This is a genomic window from Paenibacillus sp. V4I5 (assembly GCF_030817255.1).
Taxonomy (GTDB): Bacteria; Bacillota; Bacilli; order Paenibacillales; family NBRC-103111; genus Paenibacillus_E.
This window is the reverse complement of the sequence record NZ_JAUSZB010000002.1, coordinates 133,205-153,068: the sequence shown is the minus strand read 5'-3', so window position 1 is coordinate 153,068 and position 19,864 is coordinate 133,205. Positions and strand designations below refer to the sequence as shown.

At 42.9% G+C, this 19,864-nt stretch carries 17 protein-coding genes; all 17 read right to left on the bottom strand.

Annotated features, from left to right (window positions below; all coding sequences use genetic code 11):
- Nucleotides 1-4 precede the first annotated feature (4 nt).
- The 17 genes from infB to QFZ78_RS02460 all read right to left on the bottom strand — a co-directional run bounded on the left by infB (nt 5) and on the right by QFZ78_RS02460 (nt 19,847).
- Nucleotides 5-2,932: a translation initiation factor IF-2 gene (gene infB / locus QFZ78_RS02540; RefSeq protein ID WP_307545138.1), complete on the bottom strand. Its 2,928-nt coding sequence runs from the start codon at nt 2,930-2,932 to the stop codon at nt 5-7.
- On the bottom strand, nt 2,922-3,251 hold the full coding sequence (locus tag QFZ78_RS02535) for a L7Ae/L30e/S12e/Gadd45 family ribosomal protein (protein ID WP_235549131.1): 330 nt from the start codon (nt 3,249-3,251) through the stop codon (nt 2,922-2,924). Before QFZ78_RS02535 ends, infB begins: the two co-directional genes overlap by 11 nt.
- Nucleotides 3,241-3,555: an RNase P modulator RnpM gene (gene rnpM / locus QFZ78_RS02530; protein WP_029195245.1), complete on the bottom strand. Its 315-nt coding sequence runs from the start codon at nt 3,553-3,555 to the stop codon at nt 3,241-3,243. The genes QFZ78_RS02535 and rnpM overlap by 11 nt, the downstream gene beginning before the upstream one ends.
- Nucleotides 3,556-3,584: 29 nt before the next feature.
- Nucleotides 3,585-4,682: a transcription termination factor NusA gene (gene nusA / locus QFZ78_RS02525; protein ID WP_047672911.1), complete on the bottom strand. Its 1,098-nt coding sequence runs from the start codon at nt 4,680-4,682 to the stop codon at nt 3,585-3,587.
- Nucleotides 4,683-4,718: 36 nt separating this feature from the next.
- Entirely contained in the window at nt 4,719-5,177 is a 459-nt protein-coding gene (gene rimP, locus QFZ78_RS02520; protein ID WP_307555430.1) for a ribosome maturation factor RimP, read from the bottom strand.
- A 229-nt stretch (nt 5,178-5,406) separates the two neighbouring features.
- Nucleotides 5,407-9,717, bottom strand: a complete 4,311-nt coding sequence (locus QFZ78_RS02515; RefSeq protein WP_307545137.1) for a PolC-type DNA polymerase III — start codon at nt 9,715-9,717, stop codon at nt 5,407-5,409.
- 66 nt (nt 9,718-9,783) lie between these two features.
- A complete protein-coding gene (gene proS, locus QFZ78_RS02510) occupies nt 9,784-11,232 on the bottom strand; it encodes a proline--tRNA ligase (RefSeq protein WP_307545136.1) in 1,449 nt (482 codons plus the stop codon).
- Between the two features lie 22 nt (nt 11,233-11,254).
- Nucleotides 11,255-12,514, bottom strand: a complete 1,260-nt coding sequence (rseP, locus tag QFZ78_RS02505; RefSeq protein WP_307545135.1) for an RIP metalloprotease RseP — start codon at nt 12,512-12,514, stop codon at nt 11,255-11,257.
- Between the two features lie 268 nt (nt 12,515-12,782).
- Nucleotides 12,783-13,928, bottom strand: a complete 1,146-nt coding sequence (locus tag QFZ78_RS02500; RefSeq protein ID WP_307555428.1) for a 1-deoxy-D-xylulose-5-phosphate reductoisomerase — start codon at nt 13,926-13,928, stop codon at nt 12,783-12,785.
- Between the two features lie 24 nt (nt 13,929-13,952).
- Complete coding sequence (locus QFZ78_RS02495) at nt 13,953-14,747, bottom strand: phosphatidate cytidylyltransferase (protein WP_307545134.1); 795 nt, start codon at nt 14,745-14,747, stop codon at nt 13,953-13,955.
- 45 nt (nt 14,748-14,792) lie between these two features.
- Nucleotides 14,793-15,566 (bottom strand): undecaprenyl pyrophosphate synthase, encoded by a 774-nt coding sequence (locus QFZ78_RS02490; RefSeq protein WP_029195237.1) that lies wholly within the window; start codon nt 15,564-15,566, stop codon nt 14,793-14,795.
- Between the two features lie 64 nt (nt 15,567-15,630).
- Entirely contained in the window at nt 15,631-16,185 is a 555-nt protein-coding gene (gene frr / locus QFZ78_RS02485; RefSeq protein WP_029195236.1) for a ribosome recycling factor, read from the bottom strand.
- A 3-nt stretch (nt 16,186-16,188) separates the two neighbouring features.
- Nucleotides 16,189-16,914 (bottom strand): UMP kinase, encoded by a 726-nt coding sequence (pyrH, locus tag QFZ78_RS02480; RefSeq protein ID WP_029195235.1) that lies wholly within the window; start codon nt 16,912-16,914, stop codon nt 16,189-16,191.
- Between the two features lie 92 nt (nt 16,915-17,006).
- Complete coding sequence (tsf, locus tag QFZ78_RS02475) at nt 17,007-17,657, bottom strand: translation elongation factor Ts (RefSeq protein WP_307443477.1); 651 nt, start codon at nt 17,655-17,657, stop codon at nt 17,007-17,009.
- 112 nt (nt 17,658-17,769) lie between these two features.
- Nucleotides 17,770-18,468, bottom strand: a complete 699-nt coding sequence (rpsB, locus tag QFZ78_RS02470; protein WP_029195233.1) for a 30S ribosomal protein S2 — start codon at nt 18,466-18,468, stop codon at nt 17,770-17,772.
- 250 nt (nt 18,469-18,718) lie between these two features.
- Nucleotides 18,719-19,234 (bottom strand): hypothetical protein, encoded by a 516-nt coding sequence (locus tag QFZ78_RS02465; RefSeq protein WP_307545133.1) that lies wholly within the window; start codon nt 19,232-19,234, stop codon nt 18,719-18,721.
- Nucleotides 19,227-19,847, bottom strand: coding sequence for a DUF6115 domain-containing protein (locus tag QFZ78_RS02460; protein WP_307545132.1), 621 nt, complete (start codon nt 19,845-19,847; stop codon nt 19,227-19,229). Before QFZ78_RS02460 ends, QFZ78_RS02465 begins: the two co-directional genes overlap by 8 nt.
- Between the last annotated feature and the right edge of the window lie 17 nt (nt 19,848-19,864).

Genomic DNA, 19,864 nt, shown 5'->3' with positions numbered 1-19,864 from the left:
GTCATCACCTCTCAACGGACTCCATGATGAAGGCTTCAATAATGTCGCCCTCTTTAATATCATGATAACGCTCAAGAGATATACCACATTCATAACCTTGTGCCACTTCTTTTTGGTCATCCTTGAATCGTTTCAGGGAGTCAATTTTACCTTCGTGCACGACAATACCACTGCGGATCAAGCGTGTTTGTGCATTTCGAGCAATCTTGCCTGAGATAATCATACATCCAGCAATTGTACCTGAACCCGTAATTTTGAACACATTACGTACTTCTGCTTGACCGAGTACAACTTCTTTAAAGATAGGATCCAGCATGCCCTTCATCGCTTGCTCGATTTCTTCAATTACGTTGTAGATAATGTTATGCAGACGGATATCAACTTTCTCTTGATCTGCCGTTGCTTTCGCAGCAGGTTCAGGACGAACATTGAAGCCGATAATAATCGCATTAGATGCAGAAGCCAGAATAATATCAGACTCCGTAACAGCACCAACACCGTTGTGAAGAATTTTAACGCGAACGCCTTCCACTTCGATCTTCTCAAGTGAGCTTTTGAGGGCTTCAACAGAGCCTTGAACGTCACCTTTGATGATTACATTCAGTTCTTTGATTTCGCCGTCTTTAATGTGTTTAAAGAGGTCATCCAACGTAACACGCGAATTCGCCGTCATCTCGGATTGTCGAAGTGCTATGGAACGACGATCTGCAATGTCTCTTGCCTTACGCTCATCTTCATAAGCAAGGAATGGATCCCCAGCTTGTGGAACTTCTGTAAGACCCGTGATTTCAACTGGTGTTGAAGGACCGGCTTCTTTCAGACGTTTACCTTTATCATTCACCATCGCTCTTACGCGGCCGAAGCACACGCCAGCTACGAAGCTATCTCCGACTTTTAATGTACCATGTTGAATCAGGATTCTGGCAACTGGACCACGACCTTTATCCAACTCGGCTTCGATTACGGTCGCTCTAGCACGTTTGTTCGGATTAGCTTTATACTCTTGAACTTCCGCAACAAGCAGAATCATCTCAAGCAGATTTTCAAGTCCAATCCGTTGTTTTGCGGAAATTTCACAGAAAATCGTATCTCCGCCCCACTCTTCCGGAACCAATTCATAAGCTGTAAGTGCTTGTTTGATTTGATCTGGATTTGCGCCTTCTTTATCAATCTTGTTAACTGCAACAATGATCGGAACACCCGCTGCTTTAGCATGGTTAATAGCTTCAACCGTTTGTGGCATTACGCCGTCATCAGCAGCAACAACGATAATTGTAATATCAGTTACTTGTGCACCGCGGGCACGCATGGTTGTAAAAGCTTCGTGACCAGGCGTATCCAAGAAAGTGATTTTCTTTTGGTTAACTTCAACTTGGTAAGCACCGATGTGCTGCGTAATACCGCCTGCTTCACCCTCGGTTACACTTGTTTTACGAATAGCATCAAGTAAAGTCGTTTTACCATGATCGACGTGACCCATGATCGTAACAACTGGCGGACGCTCAATCAGATCTGCCTCATCGTCAATTTCTTCGAAAGTTTCGAAATTGTCTTCTTCGACTTTAATCTTAATTTCAACTTCAACGCCAAACTCGGATGCAATCAATTGAATAGCTTCCAAATCAAGCTCTTGGTTGATAGTTGCCATTGTACCCAAGAACAAAAGCTTTTTAATAACTTCAGAAGCATCTTTGTGAAGTAATTTCGCTGTTTCACCAACAGTCATACTGCCACGAACGATGATTTTCTTAGGAGTGTTGTCAATTTTCTCTTTTTTAACAGTTTCCTGTTGGTATCTTCCTCTATTGTTACCGCGTTGATTGCCTCTGTTTTGTCCACCAGGTCCGCGATTGCCGCCGGAACGGTTATCATCAAAACGCTTAGGTGTTGGTTTGGATTTCTTAGTTGTAATTACACCTGCTTTAGCTGCTGCATCATCCAATTCAGCTGCTGTGGCTCCTACGTGGAACTGCGGCTTCGCTTCTTGAATGACAGGTCTTCCGCTTTGATTATTGTTGCGGTTATCAAACGGTTTAGACTGACGGTTTGGACCAGCACTGCGGTTCGGGCCTGCATTTTGTGGACGGCCGCTATTCGCGCTTTGTCCACCACCAGCTCCTGGTCCTCCAGTACCCTGACTCGGACGGGAACCTGCATAGTTACTATTCGTGCGTGGAGCTCCGCTTTGGCCTTGACCTTGGCTGTAGCCTTGACCGCCGCTAGGACGTTGGCTATTGTAGCCGCCGGTAGAGCCGCTTGGACGCTGGCCACCTGGATTGGATCCTTGATAACCCGTACGTTGTCCGCCTTGGCTGGAGCCTTGACCACTAGGGCGCTGACCACCTGGATTAGAACCTTGATAACCCGTACGTTGTCCACCTTGGCTGGAGCCTTGGCCGCTAGGACGCTGTCCGCCTGGGTTGGAACCTTGATAACCTGTACGTTGTCCACCTTGGCCCTGACTGTTTGGACGTTGTCCGCCTTGCGAAGATCCTTGACCGCTTGGGCGTTGATCACGCCCAGGTTGAGATGGACGACTAGCCGTATTAGGCGTAGATTGTCCTTGAGGCGCTGTTACAGCACCATTTGTAGTTGTGCTGTTCGTTGGTTCTGAAGCAACTGGCTTCGAAGCCGGTGTTGCTGCACCTTTATTCTCTTGTGCTGGAGCCTGCGTTGCAGGATTCTGATTCGTCGTAGATGAACTCACATTTCCTCCGTCCGTAGCTGCTCGTTTGGCAGCCGCATTGGCTTTAATATCACGAAAAAACTTTTCTACACTGCTTACTGCGTCATTTTCCATTACACTCATATGATTGTTAACGGGAATATTCAGACGTTTAAGGATGGTAATAATTTCTTTGCTGCTCATATTGAGTTGTTTTGCGTATTCGTAAACGCGAGTCTTATCTTTATTGTCTTGTTTATTGGTCAATATGTTTCACCTCCGCAGGATTTTCTTGACTCTTCTGCAGCATCTGCGCGAAGCCTCCGTCCAATACACCTATGGTGACACGCATTTCTTTCCCAATGCTGCGGCCCAACTCATACTTCGTACCTATTTCCATGAGTTTAATCCCATAGAATTGGCATTTGTCTTGAAATTTCTTACGTGTATTAGCGGATGCATCTTCCGCCATAATGACAAGCTTGGCTTCTCCCGAGCGAATCGCTTTAAACACACCTTCATCACCGGTTACTAGCTTCCCTGCCCGCATCGCCAAGCCCAATTGGGATAGAAATTTAGGATTCATCTTCAGACTCCTCCTCTTTGGAAGAGAGGAACTCATCTTCAACACGAATGAAATCTTGCTCCAATTGGTCATAAATATCGGCACCAACGGCATGCTTCAGCGCTCTATCCAGGGCTTTACTTTTCTTCGCCAATTTAAAACAAGAAACTTTACCGCACAGGTAGGCACCGCGCCCAGACTTTTTCCCTTTAAGATCTATGAGAATTTCATCTTCAGGCGTTTTGACGATGCGGATCAAGTCCCTCTTCGGCATCATTTCCTGGCAGGCCACGCATTTTCTCAGAGGGATTTTTCTCTGCTTCATTCCGATCACCCCTTGCTCCAAACAAAAACTTAATCGACACTCACAGAATCTTGATGCATTTCTTCTGAATAAGTTTTCACTCTGCCATATTCTTGTTCGGCTTGTGTTTCACTTTTGATGTCTATTTTCCAACCTGTCAATTTGGCAGCAAGACGAGCATTTTGCCCTTTGATTCCAATAGCCAAGGAAAGTTGATAGTCAGGGACAATGACACGCGCCATTTTTTCATTTTCATGAATTTGCACTTCAAGCACTTTGGAAGGGCTAAGCGCATTGGCTACGTATTCTTCCACGCTTTCCATCCAACGAACGATGTCTATTTTCTCGCCGCGCAGTTCGCTTACAATCGTTTGAACACGTAAACCTTTAGGCCCTACACAGGATCCTACGGGATCAACTTCAGCGTTGCGAGAATGAACAGCAATTTTGGATCGGAAACCGGCTTCACGCGCAACTGAACGAATCTCGACCACACCATCAAAGATTTCAGGCACTTCCAGTTCAAAAAGACGCTTCAACAGTCCTGGATGTGTTCTTGATAAAATGATTTGCGGTCCTTTCGTCGTATTTTCCACTTTCGTGATATACGCTTTAATCCGATCGCCCTGTTTGAACTTATCTGTAGGCATCAATTCAGTCAAAGGCAGCACAGCCTCAACTTTACCCAAGTCCACATAAATGTTACGTTGATCTTGGCGCTGAAGGATACCTGTAACGATATCTTCTTCCTTGTCGATAAAAGCATTATAAATTAAGCCACGCTCGGCTTCACGAATACGCTGAGTCACCACCTGTTTGGCAGTTTGAGCAGCAATACGTCCGAAATCACGAGGAGTCACTTCAATTTCAACGATATCTTCCAATTGGTAATTCGGATTAATTTCACGAGAAGCGTGAAGTGAAATTTCCAATCTCGGATCTAATACTTCCTCAGTTACGGTTTTACGGGCATATACCTTGATGAGGCCAGTATGGCGATTGATATCAACTCGCACATTCTGTGCGGTGTTGAAATTACGTTTATAACTTGAAATCATCGCTGCTTCAATTGCATCGATAAGTAACTCCTTTGAGATACCCTTCTCACGTTCAATTTCCGACAGCGCTTCGATAAAATCCGTGTTCATTTGAACTGAGTCCCCCCTTTCAATAAGTAACGGTCACTAAAAAACGATAGCTAGACGAGCGCTTGCTACTTTAGCGAACGGGATAATTATTTTCTTTTTGCCAATTTCAATAACGAGTTCTTCCTCGTCAAAGGAAAGCAGTAAACCTTCAAATTCCTTGGAACCGTCTATCGGTTCATAGGTGGTAACAAATACATGACTATTCACAGCCTTGTGATAATCTTGTGTCTTCTTAAGCGGACGTTCCGCGCCTGGTGAAGAAACTTCCAAGAAATAGGCATCAGCAATGGGATCTTTTTCATCCAATTGAACACTTAAGTATTCACTGATGCGGCCGCAATCATCTATATCAATTCCGCCTTCCTTGTCTGCATAGACACGAAGGAACCAGTTGCTGCCCTCTTTGACATATTCAATATCCACGAGTTCAAATCCATTTTGTTCAATGAAATCCTTCAGCATGTCCTCAATGACGGATTTGATTTGCGCTTGTATAGCCACAGATAAATGTACCTCCTAAATTGACTTTCCCTTATCGTATTCCGAAAAGTCCTATATCAAAATGTAAAGAGTGGGTTTCCCCACTCTTTAATCACAAGATGATATCCTCATTATTGCCAATAAAAATTATACCATAACCATTCTTTGCATTACAATAGCAAACTTGTTAATCATTTTCACTTGACAGCTAAAAGTTTTTCTTAGAAAAACTGACTTCGGAAGCTTAGAATAAGGACAATTGATTCGATTCCGGCAGCCCGCGGAAACATCCCATCGCGCTGAGCATCTCAATGACCGTCTTTGAGGCTTTGGATCGATTTTGGAAATCTTCGATGGAGAGGAAGTCGCCCTCCTCTTTAGCAGCGGCAATATTTTTGGCTGCGTTATCTCCGATACCTGACATTGCTGCAAATGGCGGGATAAGTGACGTACCATCGATAATAAACCGCGTCGCATCCGAACGATAGATATCAATCGGTTTGAAACTGAAGCCACGAGACGTCATTTCGAGGGACATCTCCAAAATGGAAACCATCGCTTTTTCTTTCGGCAGCGCTTGGAAGCCTTTCTCTTCAATCTCAATCAACTTTTTAAGAATGGCATCATATCCTTGGCACAGAAGCTCTAAGTCAAAGTCAGCCGCACGAACACTAAAATAAGTCGCATAGTACGCTATCGGATGATAAACCTTAAAGTAAGCAGTACGAACAGCAGAGATAACATAAGCAGCAGCATGCGCCTTTGGAAACATATATTCAATCCGTTCACAAGATTCAATATACCAAGCTGGCACATTACAGCGTTTCATCTCATCTTTCCATTCATCTGTAAGCCCCTTACCTTTACGAACACTCTCGGTAATTTTGAAAGCAAGACCTGCATCCATTCCTGCCTTATAAATTAAGAAGAGCATGATATCATCCCGACAGCCAATAACTGTCTTAATGTTACATATCCCTTTTTTAATTAACTCCTGTGCATTTCCAAGCCAAACACCCGTTCCATGTGACAAACCAGAAATTTGCAGTAAATCGGCAAAGGAGCTTGGCTGTGTTTCCTGAAGCATCTGACGAACGAACTTGGTTCCCATTTCTGGAACACCGTAAGTCGCTACTGGAGATCGAATTTGATCCGGTCTGACCCCAATCGCTTCTGTTGAGTTGAAAATACTCATCGCTTTCGCATCATTCATAGGGATGGTCGTTGGATCAATGCCTGTTAAATCTTGCAGCATCCGCATCATCGTCGGGTCGTCGTGTCCGAGAATATCAAGTTTCAGCAAATTGGCGTCAAAGGCATGATAATCAAAATGGGTCGTTTTCCATTCCGAATTCTTATCATCAGCTGGGTATTGAACGGGTGTGATATCATCAACTTCCATATAATCCGGTACAACGACAATACCGCCGGGATGCTGCCCCGTGCTTCGCTTAACCCCAGTACAGCCAGCAGCCAATCGGCTAATTTCAGCACCTCGCCACTTCTGGCCTTGCTCTTCTTCATACTTCTTGACGAATCCGAATGCCGTCTTCTCAGCGACAGTACCGATGGTACCCGCACGGAATACATTCTTCTCACCAAAAATTTCTTTCGTAAAATTATGCGCAATCGGTTGATAAACGCCAGAGAAGTTCAAATCGATATCGGGAACCTTGTCCCCTTTAAAGCCAAGAAATGTCTCAAACGGAATGTCGTGACCGTCACCTTTTAAATTCCCCCCGCAATTCGGGCAAACTTTATTAGGAAGATCGAATCCACTCGGAACGCTCCCGTCCAGGAACCACTCACTATGCTGACAAGATACACATATATAATGAGGAGGCAGCGGATTAACCTCGGAAATGCCTAACATCATCGCAACCACGGAAGAACCAACGGAACCCCTTGAACCTACGAGATAACCGTCCGCATTCGACTTTTTCACAAGACGTTCGGAAATCAAATAGTTGGCAGAGAAACCGAACTTAATAATCGGAACAAGCTCTTTCTCAAGCCGGGCGATAATGACTTCCGGAAGTTCATCCCCATACATTTTCTTCGCTGTATGGTAACAGGTGGTACGAATTTCTTCGTCGGCACCTTCAATGATAGGTGTAAACAGCTTGTCAGGGAAAAGCTCAATAACTTCAAAGCGATCCGCTAGATCATTCGTACTGCGAATAACAACCTCAATCGCCTTTTCTTCACCAAGAAACTTGAATTCTTCCAGCATCTCTTTGGTCGTACGGAAATGAGCATCCGGTTTTTTCATAGCTTTAAGTGGACTAAACCCGGTAATTCCATTAATGGCAATATCCCTGCATACTTTCTCACGAGGATTCAGATAATGAGCATTCCCTGTAGCAATAACCGGTTTACCTGTCTTATAACCAATTTCACAAACACGTCGTACAGCATTTTCTAAATCTTCGACGCTCCCAACAAGGCCCTTCTCTACCAGATGCATGTTATAGCTCACAGGTTGAATCTCAAGAATGTCATAGAACTCAGCCACTTGTTCGGCTTCTTCGATTGATTTATTTAGAACAGCTTCAAAGAATTCCCCTTTTTCACAGCCCGAGGTGATAAGAAGACCTTCTCTATGCTCTACTAGAACACTTTTGGGAATCGTAGCAGACCGCTGCAAATAGGTTGTATGGGATAAGGATATAAGTTTGAATAAGTTCTTCTTCCCAACGGCATTTAGCGCGTAAACACAACAATGGAAAGGACGCTGATTAGACAAATCTTTTCCTACATAATCATTCAATTTAGCAAGATTCGTTATTTGTCGATCATTAGCCTCATTAATTAAATGATATAAAACAAAACCTAATGCAATAGAGTCATCAATCGCCCGGTGATGGTTGTCCAAGCCTACTTTAAATTTATCCGACAAGGTATTCAATCGATGGTTCTTCATTGAAGGGAATAAAAATCTAGCAAGCTCTAGGGTATCCAGTACGGAGTTCGTAACCTCTGGCAATCCCATACGTTTCAAATTCGCTTGAAGGAAACCCATATCAAATCGTGCATTATGGGCTACGAGAACACAATCACCGACAAACTCAATAAACTTAGGTAGCTCATCCTCGATATCTGGTGCATCTTTTACCATTTCATCGTTAATGTTCGTCAATTGTTGAATGTTATAAGGAATTTTCTCGTGAGGATTAATGAACGTTGCAAACCGATCAATTTCTTTACCGTCCTGCATTTTAACACCTGCAAGCTCGATAATTCGGTTATTGGTAACAGAAAGCCCCGTTGTCTCTACGTCGAATATCACATAAGTTGCTTGCTTCAGATCCATATCTCTACCATTCATTACAATAGGAACAGAGTCATTCACAACGTTTGCTTCCACACCATAAATCACTTTAATTCCGTGCTTTTTGGCTGCTTTTCCTGCATCAGGGAAACACTGAATGTTACTATGATCCGTAACCGCGATGGCTTTATGTCCCCATTTAGCCGCCATTTTCACATATTGATCAATAGGTGTCAAAGCATCCATGGTACTCATGGTCGTGTGCAAATGAAACTCAACACGCTTCTCAGCTGCATCGTCCATCCGATCCTTGGGAGCCATGACTTCATTCAGGTCATTCGGAATCATGACAAGTTCAGGAATTTGCATGAAACGATCATACTCGACCTTCCCTCTCGCTCTAATCCATGTTCCATTTGCAAGAAGGCTCATAATTTTCACGTCATCTTTGGTTTTCGCAAATACTTTCATCGCCAAAGAATCTGTAAAATCGGTCAGGTTAAATGTAAATAATGTGTTTCCATTTCTCAATTCCTTGACGTCTAGTCCAAATACGGTACCCTGAACCGTTACTTTCTTCTCTTCTTCTTGAATGTCCTTGAGTGGTGTTGGCACCTCTTTGATATCGTAGCCCATAACAAGCTTGAGATCCGTATCTGGTAATGAGGATGCTTCTTCTTCCATGTCGATGGACATCATGATCTCTTGGGTGATGGTCTTCTCGCCTTGCTCGCGACGCTTCGCAAATTTCTCATACTCAGCTTCGATCTCAGTGGAATCACTAATCGCATACTTTACGTTTAATTCTGTTTGAAAAAAGTTATGAAAAAAGTTCCGTATGAACATATCTACATTTTTCTTTTTAGCAAGTTCAAGTCCAATCTGATCTAGCATTATTAGCGTTAGCGTATGACCTTGTACCTCAAACCTTGCTTTGGACATCCAACCATTAATCGATGCTACTTCACGCTGCAGCCACTCCATAAATAGACTCCAGTATTCATCCACCAAAGCAGCGGGTTCTACTTGCTCATATTTCCAAATAAAACGAATCTTCGCAATTTGAGCGAACTTCTCTTGAATCATTTTACAAAAAGACCGATAAATATTTTGAGGCACTATTTCATTTTTCACCAAATAAAAGGTCCAGTCGCGATTTTTTCGACTAATTTCTACTTGCTCGATGTAGCCTTCCGCAAAAAATGACCGCACGATATCGGCTGGAATCTCGGCTTGCTGCATCAAAAGCTCAAAGCGATTCCGTTTATCAGCCAAATTACTCATGAACAGCCTCCCCATAAAAATACGAAGGGCAATGGAATTGTTGCTTCCATTTGCCCTTGATTGTAATTAATAACTTCGGCCAAAAACGACCGTATGTTTAGCGGCATCGCCGCAAACCAGACATGTTGATTTCGTTTCTGAAGGTGTGAATGGAATATTTCGGCTTGTTGCCCCCGTCTCTTCCTTCACTTGATCTTCACAAACGCTAGACCCGCACCAGCCGGCCAATGCAAATCCGCGTTTCGTCTCTAGGAATGTTTTGAACTCATCAATAGAATCTACCGCAATGTAATGATCGTCACGGAACTGCTTCGCTTTATCATACATCTGCTGATGAATCTCAGCAAGTAAATTTTGAACTTCCTGAACGAAGTCAGTTTGCAGAACTGTTTTCTTCTCCCCGCTTACACGAGAGACGAGAACAACTTGTCCATTTTCCATGTCACGAGGTCCTAATTCAACACGGATCGGTATACCGCGCATTTCATATTCATTGAATTTCCAACCTGGGCTTTGGTCGGCTCGGTCATCCACTTTAACTCGAACGCCTGCTTTCTTAAGCTCTGCATACAATTCGTCTACCCGTCCAATAACTTGTTCCCGTGTTTTTGGAGGACCAATCGGAATCATGATGACTTGAGTTGGGGCAACTTTAGGTGGCAATACCAACCCACGATCATCGCCATGAACCATGATAAGCGCACCGATAAGTCGAGTACTAACTCCCCATGAAGTCGTATGAGCAAATTGATGCTGATTTTCACGGTCCAAGAACTTAATATCGAAAGCGACTGCAAAATTCGTACCCAAATAGTGAGATGTGCCAGCTTGCACCGCTTTCCCATCTTTCATCATCGCCTCAATAGAGAAAGTATCGATAGCACCCGCGAATTTCTCAGAAGGAGTCTTCTGCCCAACAATAACTGGGATTGCTAAGAAATCTTCCGCAAATTGGCGATAAACATCCAACATCTGCATCGTTTCACGGCGTGCATCCTGCTCATCCTCATGAGCCGTATGGCCTTCCTGCCACAAGAACTCCGTAGTTCGAAGGAAAGGCAATGTGCGCTTCTCCCATCGAACTACGTTAGCCCATTGATTAATCAAAAGGGGAAGATCGCGATAGGAATTGATCCACTCCGAATACATATGACCAATCATCGTTTCCGAAGTTGGACGAATAGCTAGACGTTCTTCGAGCTTCTCTCCGCCTGCTTCAGTGACCCAAGGCAGCTCTGGATTAAAGCCTTCTACGTGTTCTTTTTCCTTCTGGAAAAAACTCTCTGGAATAAATAACGGGAAATAGGCGTTCCGGTGACCCGTTTCTTTGAATTTGCTATCGAGTTCACGTTGTATGTTTTCCCATATTTCATAGCCGTCCGGTTTAAACACGATACAGCCGCGCACTGGTGAATAGCTCATTAAATCAGCTTTCTTGATCACATCAATGTACCAACGGGAGAAATCCTCTCCCTGTGGTGTAATCTCTTTAACAAACTGTTTATCGTTTGACATAAACCCTCCTACACAATTAGGACTATCCCTTAATTAATCTTAAAATGTCATTGTAAGTAACCGCCACCATGAGCAGCATTAGCAGTGCAAAACCAACAAAATGAACCATACTTTCCCGATTCGGATCAATTGGCTTCCCGCGTAATGCTTCTAGACCCATAAATAGAAGTCGGCTTCCATCTAAAGCTGGAATAGGCAGGAGATTAAATATACCTAGATACAGGCTTAATGTAGCTGCCCATGAGATTAAGTAAGTTATTCCCATTTTGGCAAACTCAGCTGATACTTGAGCTGTCCGGACAGGTCCGCCAAGATCATCAAGTTTAAACTGCAGCATCACAAGCTTCTGTAAACCAGTCACAATGCCTATCGTTGTTCCAACGACTTGTTCGTATGTGCCAGTTAACACTTCGCTAAAGGTTGCGCTTCTGCGATCCCCAGAAATGACTACACCGAGCTTACCGGCCCCTGCTTCCATTTCAGGTGTAACCTGAAGAGTAATTGGATTACCTGAACGATCCACAACCCAGGTCATCGGCTTTCCTGCAGATGATTGAATCGAGGTGACAAGCTTCTCGCGGTCATCACCAATCGGTTGATTATCAATCGATATGATGATATCCCCTTTGTGGAGACCTGACTTCTCCCCGGCTTTACCTGCAAGCACGGAATCAAGCTTAACGTTCGTAAATACGCCCGACATAATAACAACGATAAAGAATAACACAATCGCAAGTATGAAGTTCATCACAGGGCCCATCACAATAGCAATTGCTCTCTGGCCAACCGTTTTGGAACCAAACTGACGATCATATGGAGCAATCTGTGTTTCTGTCCCTTTGGTCACCATCATAGCTTGTGGATCAATGGGATAAGTAACGCTTTCTCCGTCAACATCAAGTGAAACTTGAAGCGCTCTTTCTAAATCAATTTGTTCCACGACACCAATGATAACATTCGAACGTCGATCTAGTTGATCAAGATAAAGAGATGAAACTTGATTTTGTTTATTTAATTTAACGGCAACCGTTTGTCCAGGGTTCACTTGGACAAGTTCCGGGTCTTCCCCTGCCATGCGAACGAATCCGCCAATTGGCAGAATACGCAACGTATAGCGAGTTTCCCCTTTTTTATATGAGAAAATTTTGGGTCCAAAGCCGATTGCAAATTCTCGAACTAAGATGCCTGCACGTTTCGCAAAGTAAAAATGACCCCATTCATGAATCGTAACGAGAACGAAAAACAACAAAATAACCTTCAATCCAACTTCTATGGCTGACAAGTCGTATTTCCTCCTTCGAGTTTTCTTCAGAAAACTTACCTATGTTTGCAAAAACCATAACGTTTTCGTTTGAAAACCTGCCTTCTAAGCATCCACTTATGGACAGCATGTTCTTAGATTAACATTATTGAACTGCTGAATACAAGCTATGCCCTTTTAGCACAGTATACGAGCTGAGAGTTTGAATTAGACTTTACTTTATTGAGCGCCTAGCTGATAGATTGAAAAAAGAGCCGAGCCAACCTCGCTGACCTAAGCTCTCATAAAATTAAAAAACGATGGATGATGCAAAGGCTCTTGCCCAAATATCCTGCTCATGAATGACGTCTAGATGAGGTTTAGAATGGGATTCGTGTTTCTGCAAAACAGCTTCAATGATCTGCTCAATTTGCAAAAACGTAATCTCACCTTTGAGGAAGCGTGCAACTGCGATTTCGTTCGCTGCATTATAAACAGTAGGTGTAGTACCTCCCTGTTTTCCGCTCTCAAATGCCATTCGTAAACACGGATACCGATTGTAATCCATCTCACGGAAATGAAGCTTGCCAATGGCTGCTAAATCTAACCGATGGGTAGGCGTAGGGTATCTATCTGGATAGGTTAATGCGTATTGGATAGGAACACGCATATCCGGATTACCCAGCTGAGCAATAACACTATTGTCAACAAATTCAACATAGGAATGAATGACACTTTCAGGATGGATGAGGACATCTATTTCGTCATACGACAGATCGAATAACCAATGAGCCTCGATAACCTCAAGACCTTTATTGACCATCGTTGCTGAATCGATCGTAATTTTGGCTCCCATCGACCAATTCGGGTGCTGTAGGGCTTGTTCGACCGTTACTCCCTCTAATTCTTCTCGCGATCGATCTCGAAAGGAACCCCCAGAAGCAGTAAGCGTAATCTTCGCAATCTGTGAGCGATTCTCACCATTCAAACATTGAAATATAGCCGAATGTTCACTATCAATAGGCAGCAAAGATACGCCTTTTCGACGAATAGCATCCTTTACAATGTGCCCTGCACTTACTAACGTCTCCTTATTTGCGAGTCCAATGTGTTTGCCAGCTTCAATCGCGGCCATCGTAGGCTTAAGTCCTTGACTCCCTACCAAAGCAGTTACAACCAAGTCTGCATCTGTTGATGCAGCAACTTCCATTAATCCCTCTTCACCATATAACACCTTCGTAGATGACGAAACATTCTTGGAAACTTCGTCGGCCAGCTCCTTGGTCGCTACGGATACTACTTTTGGGCGAAACTTTTTAACTTGTTCAATCAATAATTGACTATTATAACCGCCAGATAATGCTTCAATTTGAAATTTATCTGGGGCATGCTGGGCAATATCTAAGGTTTGTGTACCAATAGACCCTGTAGACCCCAGAATGGCAATCCGTTTCATCATATTCCACCTCGCCTATGACTATTAGTGAGTAAGAATTCCAAGCCAATGAATAAATGGAAATACGATAAGCCAACTATCCATCCGATCGAGTACTCCACCGTGCCCGGGAAGTAAGGTTCCCGTATCTTTTATACCCTTTACTCGCTTATAAGCCGACTGTATTAAGTCTCCGACTTGTCCAACAACAGCAATTATGAAGCCAAGCATCAATGCTTTGCCAAACCCAAGCAAATCCGGTGCATACAAGGCGAATCCTAGTGCGGCAATCATCGAAATAACGACGCCACCTACAGCTCCTTCAATTGACTTCTTAGGACTGATTTGAGGCCACAGAAGATGTTTTCCCAGCTTCGAACCGACAAAATAAGCTCCTGAATCCGAAGCCCAAATACATACAAACACAACTATTGACCAAAATAAGCCATGCTCCATTAAGCGTGCAGCAATCATATAATTGAATCCAAAACCTATGTAAATGACTCCAAGTAAAATAATAGAAACCTGATCTATTGTTATCGTATTTTTTGAAGCGACTGTAATGAAAAGCAAAACAAACATGGTCAGCCAAATAATGGCGGTCGAAGAAACGGGAAGTGAACCACCAAAAGCCTCCCACGGTACCGTTAAGAATAACAAGGAGATTAAAGCAACAACCGCTGTTAATTTATACTTCGTGAAGTCATTCATTTGCATATATTCACGATAGCCGATTATTGACAGTAACACGATTAACCCAGCGTACCAATAACCACCTAGTACTAATAACGTAATGAAAACGAGCCCGGCAATGACCCCCGTGACGATCCTTTGCTTCAAGTTGAATCCCCCTAGATGAACACACACCGGAAACATACGAAGTGATTAGATACCTCCGTATCTTCTCCCGCGGCGCTGATATTCTGCAATTGCTTGCATAAATAATGATTCCGTGAATTCCGGCCAGTATGCCTCCGTAAACCAAAGCTCCGAATATGCTAATTGCCAAAGTAGAAAATTGCTTAGTCTGAGCTCACCACTTGTTCGAATTAACAAGTCTGGATCTGGTAAATCCGAAGTTAACATATAGGAAGAAAAACTTGCCTCATCCAAATCTTCTATTTGTAGTTTGCCATTTTGAACATCACGAATCATATCCTGAACACCAGCAATCATTTCTTTACGCCCACCATAATTCAAGGCAAAGTTCAGAATGAGTCCTGTATTATCTTTCGTCCGTTCGATAGCTCCCTCAATCGCTTTGAGTGTGTAATCAGGTAAGCCTTCTTTCCAACCAGTCATTCGGATACGAACATTGTTTTCAATCAGCTCTTCAATTTCTAAAGGAAAAAATTCTTGAGGAAGTTTCATCAGAAATTCAACTTCTTCCTTCGGTCTTTTCCAATTTTCCGTTGAAAAAGCATACATCGTTAGCACCTTAACACCGATCTCATTTGCAGCCATTGTAATTTTCTTAACATTTTTCATGCCGGAATGATGCCCTGCTACGCGAGGCAAGCCTCTTTGCTTAGCCCAACGACCGTTCCCGTCCATAATGATAGCGACATGTGCTGGCACTTTGTCTAATTCGATAGCTGGTATAGCTGAAGAAACAGACTTAACATTGATTCCTAACCATTTCTTAATTAGCTTGAGCACAGTTGTTCCTCCCAACTAGGGAAAGATGAAAAACCCCCAGCGAATACCCGGGGGCATATCTATCTTATACTTCCATGATTTCTTTTTCTTTAGCAGCCAAAACTTTCTCAACTTCAGCTACGAATTTATCTGTGAACTTTTGGATATCTTCTTGATGTTTGCGGGACTCGTCTTCGGATATCCCTGCTTTTTCTAACTTTTTGATCTCATCGTTGGCATCACGACGAATGTTACGAATAGCAATTTTTGCTTCTTCGCCAAATTTCTTCGTCATTTTTACAAGATCGCTACGACGCTCTTCTGTTAAAGCTGGAATTACAATTCGAATAACCAAGCCGTCATTAGATGGCGTTAATCCTAAGTCAGACTTCATAATCGCTTTCTCAATCGATGTCATCGAACTTTTGTCCCATGGCTGAATGAGTAAAGTACGCGAATCAGGTGTTGTTAAATTCGCAAGTTGATTCACAGGAGTCATTGCTCCGTAATATTCCACTTGGATGCGATCTAATAAAGATGGCGTAGCACGGCCTGCACGAAGAGAAGTTAAGTCTCTTCTCAATGCGCCAATTGCTTTATCCATCCGATCTTCTGCATTCTTTTTTACTGATTGTGGCATGGTTTAGACACTCCCTTTAACTGTAGTCCCAATTTTCTCGCCAAGGACCACTCGTTTGATATTCCCTTTTTCTGTGATATTGAACACCACTAACGGGATGTTGTTATCCATACAAAGGGAAGATGCGGTGGAATCCATGACACCAAGATTGTTACTGATAACTTCCATATAGGTTAACGTCTCAAATTTCTTCGCCGTTGGATCTTTGAAAGGATCTGCTGAGTATACGCCATCCACTTTATTTTTGGCCATGAGAATAACTTCTGCTTCAATTTCAGCTGCTCTTAAAGCTGCAGTTGTATCCGTTGAGAAGTATGGATTCCCTGTACCTGCCGCGAAAATAACAACTCTCCCCTTTTCAAGGTGACGCATTGCTCTTCTGCGGATGTATGGTTCAGCCACTTGCTGCATAGTAATGGATGATTGAACTCTTGTAGGCACATCGAGATTCTCTAGTGCATCCTGCAGAGCCAATGAATTCATGACAGTTGCAAGCATACCCATGTAATCGGCTGTCGCACGATCCATACCCTTCTCACTACCTGCAATACCACGCCAAATGTTTCCACCGCCCACTACAATAGCGACTTCTACATTTAACTCCACAACATCCTTTACCTGTTGGGCAATGGAAGTAATGACTTCCGAATCAATGCCATAACCCTGCTGTCCTGCCAAAGCTTCGCCGCTCAATTTTAGCACTATTCTTTTATAAAAAGGTTGACCCAACTTGTATAACCTCCGTTTCAATGCTTGAAAAGATCTCTCTTATTGGCTAAAAAAGAAGGAACACCAAGTGTTCCATCTTTTTTAAATGCCTATTATAGTTTAACTTGGGACATAACTTCTTCCGCAAAGTTCTCTTGTTTTTTCTCAAGACCTTCACCAAGGCCAAAACGTACAAAACGACGAATGGAGATGTTCTCGCCGATTGCTGAAATTTTTTCATTCAACAATTGGTCGATTGTTTTGTCTGGATCTTTAACGAATTGTTGCTCCATCAAACAGAACTCTTCGTAGTATTTACCGATACGGCCTTCAACCATTTTGTCAATGATTTTCTCTGGTTTGCCTTCATTCAAAGCTTGGTTACGAAGAATTTCTTTTTCTTTCTCCAAAGCTTCTGTAGGCACTTCTTCACGACGTACATAAGTCGGGTTAGCTGCTGCGATATGCATTGCGATATCTCTGCAGAAAGTACGGAATTGCTCTGTTTTACCAACGAAGTCAGTTTCACAGTTGATCTCAACAAGTACGCCTACTTTACCGCCAGCGTGAATGTAAGATTCTACTGCGCCTTCAGTAGCAATACGGCCTGCTTTGTTAGCTGCAGCAGAAAGACCTTTCTCGCGAAGCAATTCGCCTGCTTTGGTGATATCCCCGTTTGCTTCTTCAAGCGCTTTCTTACAATCCAACATTCCTGCGCCTGTTTTTTCACGTAACTCTTTCACTTGTGCTGCTGTAACTGCCATTGAAAGAAACCTCCCGATAGTTGTTATTGGTATGTAAAACCTTTGATTCTTTAAAAAAAGGGTGGTGACAGGCTGTTACACCTTCCAACCACCCTTTTCACATTCCTATAGATTAAGCTGTTGTTTGCTCGCCTTGGTGTGCTTCGATAACTGCATCAGCAATTTTTGCTGTTAATAACTTAACGGCACGAATCGCATCATCGTTACCTGGGATCACGTAATCAATTTCGTCCGGATCGCAGTTTGTATCAACGATACCAACGATTGGGATACCCAATTTGCGAGCTTCCGCAACAGCAATACGCTCTTTGCGTGGGTCGATAATGAAAAGTGCGCTAGGCAGACCTTTCATGTTCTTGATTCCGCCCAAGAATTTCTCAAGACGATCTTTCTCTTTACGGAGAATGATAACTTCTTTCTTAGGAAGAACTTCGAAAGTACCGTCCTCTTCCCATCTTTCAAGAGTTTTCAAACGGTCAATACGCTTTTGAATCGTTTGGAAGTTTGTTAGCGTACCACCCAACCAACGTTGGTTGATGAAGTACATTCCGCAACGTTCTGCTTCTTCAGCAACGGAATCTTGTGCTTGTTTTTTTGTTCCTACGAAAAGAATCGTACCATTATCTTCAGAAACGGATTTAACAAAGTTGTATGCTTCTTCAACTTTTTTAACCGTTTTTTGTAGATCGATAATGTAAATACCGTTTCTTTCTGTAAAGATGTATTTGTCCATTTTCGGGTTCCAACGACGTGTTTGGTGACCGAAATGTACGCCAGCTTCTAAAAGCTGTTTCATGGAGATAACTGCCATCCCCAATCCCTCCTCTAAAATGGTTTATTTGGTATCCGCCGCCTGTCGCATCTTTGCATAAAACTTACCAAAGTAAGCACCATTATGCAAATTGACGGGCGTGAGTTTTTAACACCGTGAATAAATATACCACAACTGAAATGCCTATGCAACCTTTTGTCATAATAGTCATTTTGCCCTTCAAATGGCATCTATATGTACAGAAACAACAAAAACAGACCTCATAATTAAGATCCATTTGTCGGACTATCTATTGAACTGTAATTAAATTGGTCACGACTTTTGGGATATCCGTAACTCCCTCGAAAACATGGTAACCGATTTGAATTTTGGTGTTGCCACCTTGTTTTTCAAGCTCCGTAACGAAAGCTTTCCGATCAGTAATAATACCAGATTTCACAAGAAGTTCACTGACAGCTGTCGCATCAAGATTTGGCTGTACATAAATAATTATTTTCGGAGTAGCTTCAGGTGTATTTGCTTTGGGCTGTTCCTGAGGTTTAGCTGCCGTCAATTTGTCTGTTTCCTCTTTGACCTTTTTCAAAACTGCTGCATCGAACTCAGTTTGTGTATATACTTTTGTGTTCTTATCGAATACTTGGTAGTATTTCGTAGCTTCAACCTTTAACTTCTGAGGATCCATTTCATCCAATGCAATGCCTATTTGACCAGGTGCACTAGCCCGCACAGACATAATTTGCAGAAGTAAGGCTCCTACAATAATTCCAGTCCCTATTCCAAAAACGTACGACCTATTTTTAAACACGGGCCCTTTCCTCCTGTCTGGATAATTGAAGGATTAGACTGACCTCGCCTTTATTCATGCCTAGCTTCTTAGCAATGGCTTCGACGCCTTTTCCTTGATCATGGAGTGAAAATAGCTCACTGTATCTGCTCTTCATACTCAATCCAGTGTAGATAGGTTCTTCCACTATCGATTCTTTAGAGGCTGCAGCAAGTTCAGAGGATGTAACTTGAACAGAATCGGCTGGATTAGTAATAGGTATACTCGAGTCTACAGCATGCTGAGCTTCAGACGAGATATCAGTAGCCGCATTTGTTCTTTGATTCATTTGATGATTGACATGCACTTTCGTTAATTCCTGGGACAGTTCATGCTTTTGCTTTTCCAATGATTCCAGTCTGCCTGCAAGCTTAGCAAGCTCTATCTCGTAATCTTGTTTCGTTTTGGAGAACAAATTGAGCAGCGTTTGATTTTGTTCGTCCATCTCAGCAGCGAAATGCTCGATGGTTTCCTCGATGTCTTGGACTACGTTCTTCTTAGTGGACGCTGACGCTTGCTCCTTAGGCAGGAAACGTGCATAAACAATCAAGATAAGTCCTAGAAGTACGACATACATCCACGGCTGCATAGCCATTGGGTTCACCTTTTTCT

Bases quoted from the DNA above. Each gene is read 5' to 3' on its own strand.
- tsf (WP_307443477.1), bottom strand. From the start codon at position 17,657: ATGGCAGTTACAGCAGCACAAGTGAAAGAGTTACGTGAAAAAACAGGC.
- frr (WP_029195236.1), bottom strand. From the start codon at position 16,185: ATGCCACAATCAGTAAAAAAGAATGCAGAAGATCGGATGGATAAAGCA.
- proS (WP_307545136.1), bottom strand. From the start codon at position 11,232: ATGTCAAACGATAAACAGTTTGTTAAAGAGATTACACCACAGGGAGAG.
- QFZ78_RS02460 (WP_307545132.1), bottom strand. From the start codon at position 19,847: ATGGCTATGCAGCCGTGGATGTATGTCGTACTTCTAGGACTTATCTTG.
- rpsB (WP_029195233.1), bottom strand. From the start codon at position 18,468: ATGGCAGTTATCTCCATGAAACAGCTTTTAGAAGCTGGCGTACATTTC.
- QFZ78_RS02500 (WP_307555428.1), bottom strand. From the start codon at position 13,928: ATGAAACGGATTGCCATTCTGGGGTCTACAGGGTCTATTGGTACACAA.
- nusA (WP_047672911.1), bottom strand. From the start codon at position 4,682: ATGAACACGGATTTTATCGAAGCGCTGTCGGAAATTGAACGTGAGAAG.
- QFZ78_RS02535 (WP_235549131.1), bottom strand. From the start codon at position 3,251: ATGAATCCTAAATTTCTATCCCAATTGGGCTTGGCGATGCGGGCAGGG.
- rnpM (WP_029195245.1), bottom strand. From the start codon at position 3,555: ATGAAGCAGAGAAAAATCCCTCTGAGAAAATGCGTGGCCTGCCAGGAA.
- QFZ78_RS02515 (WP_307545137.1), bottom strand. From the start codon at position 9,717: ATGAGTAATTTGGCTGATAAACGGAATCGCTTTGAGCTTTTGATGCAG.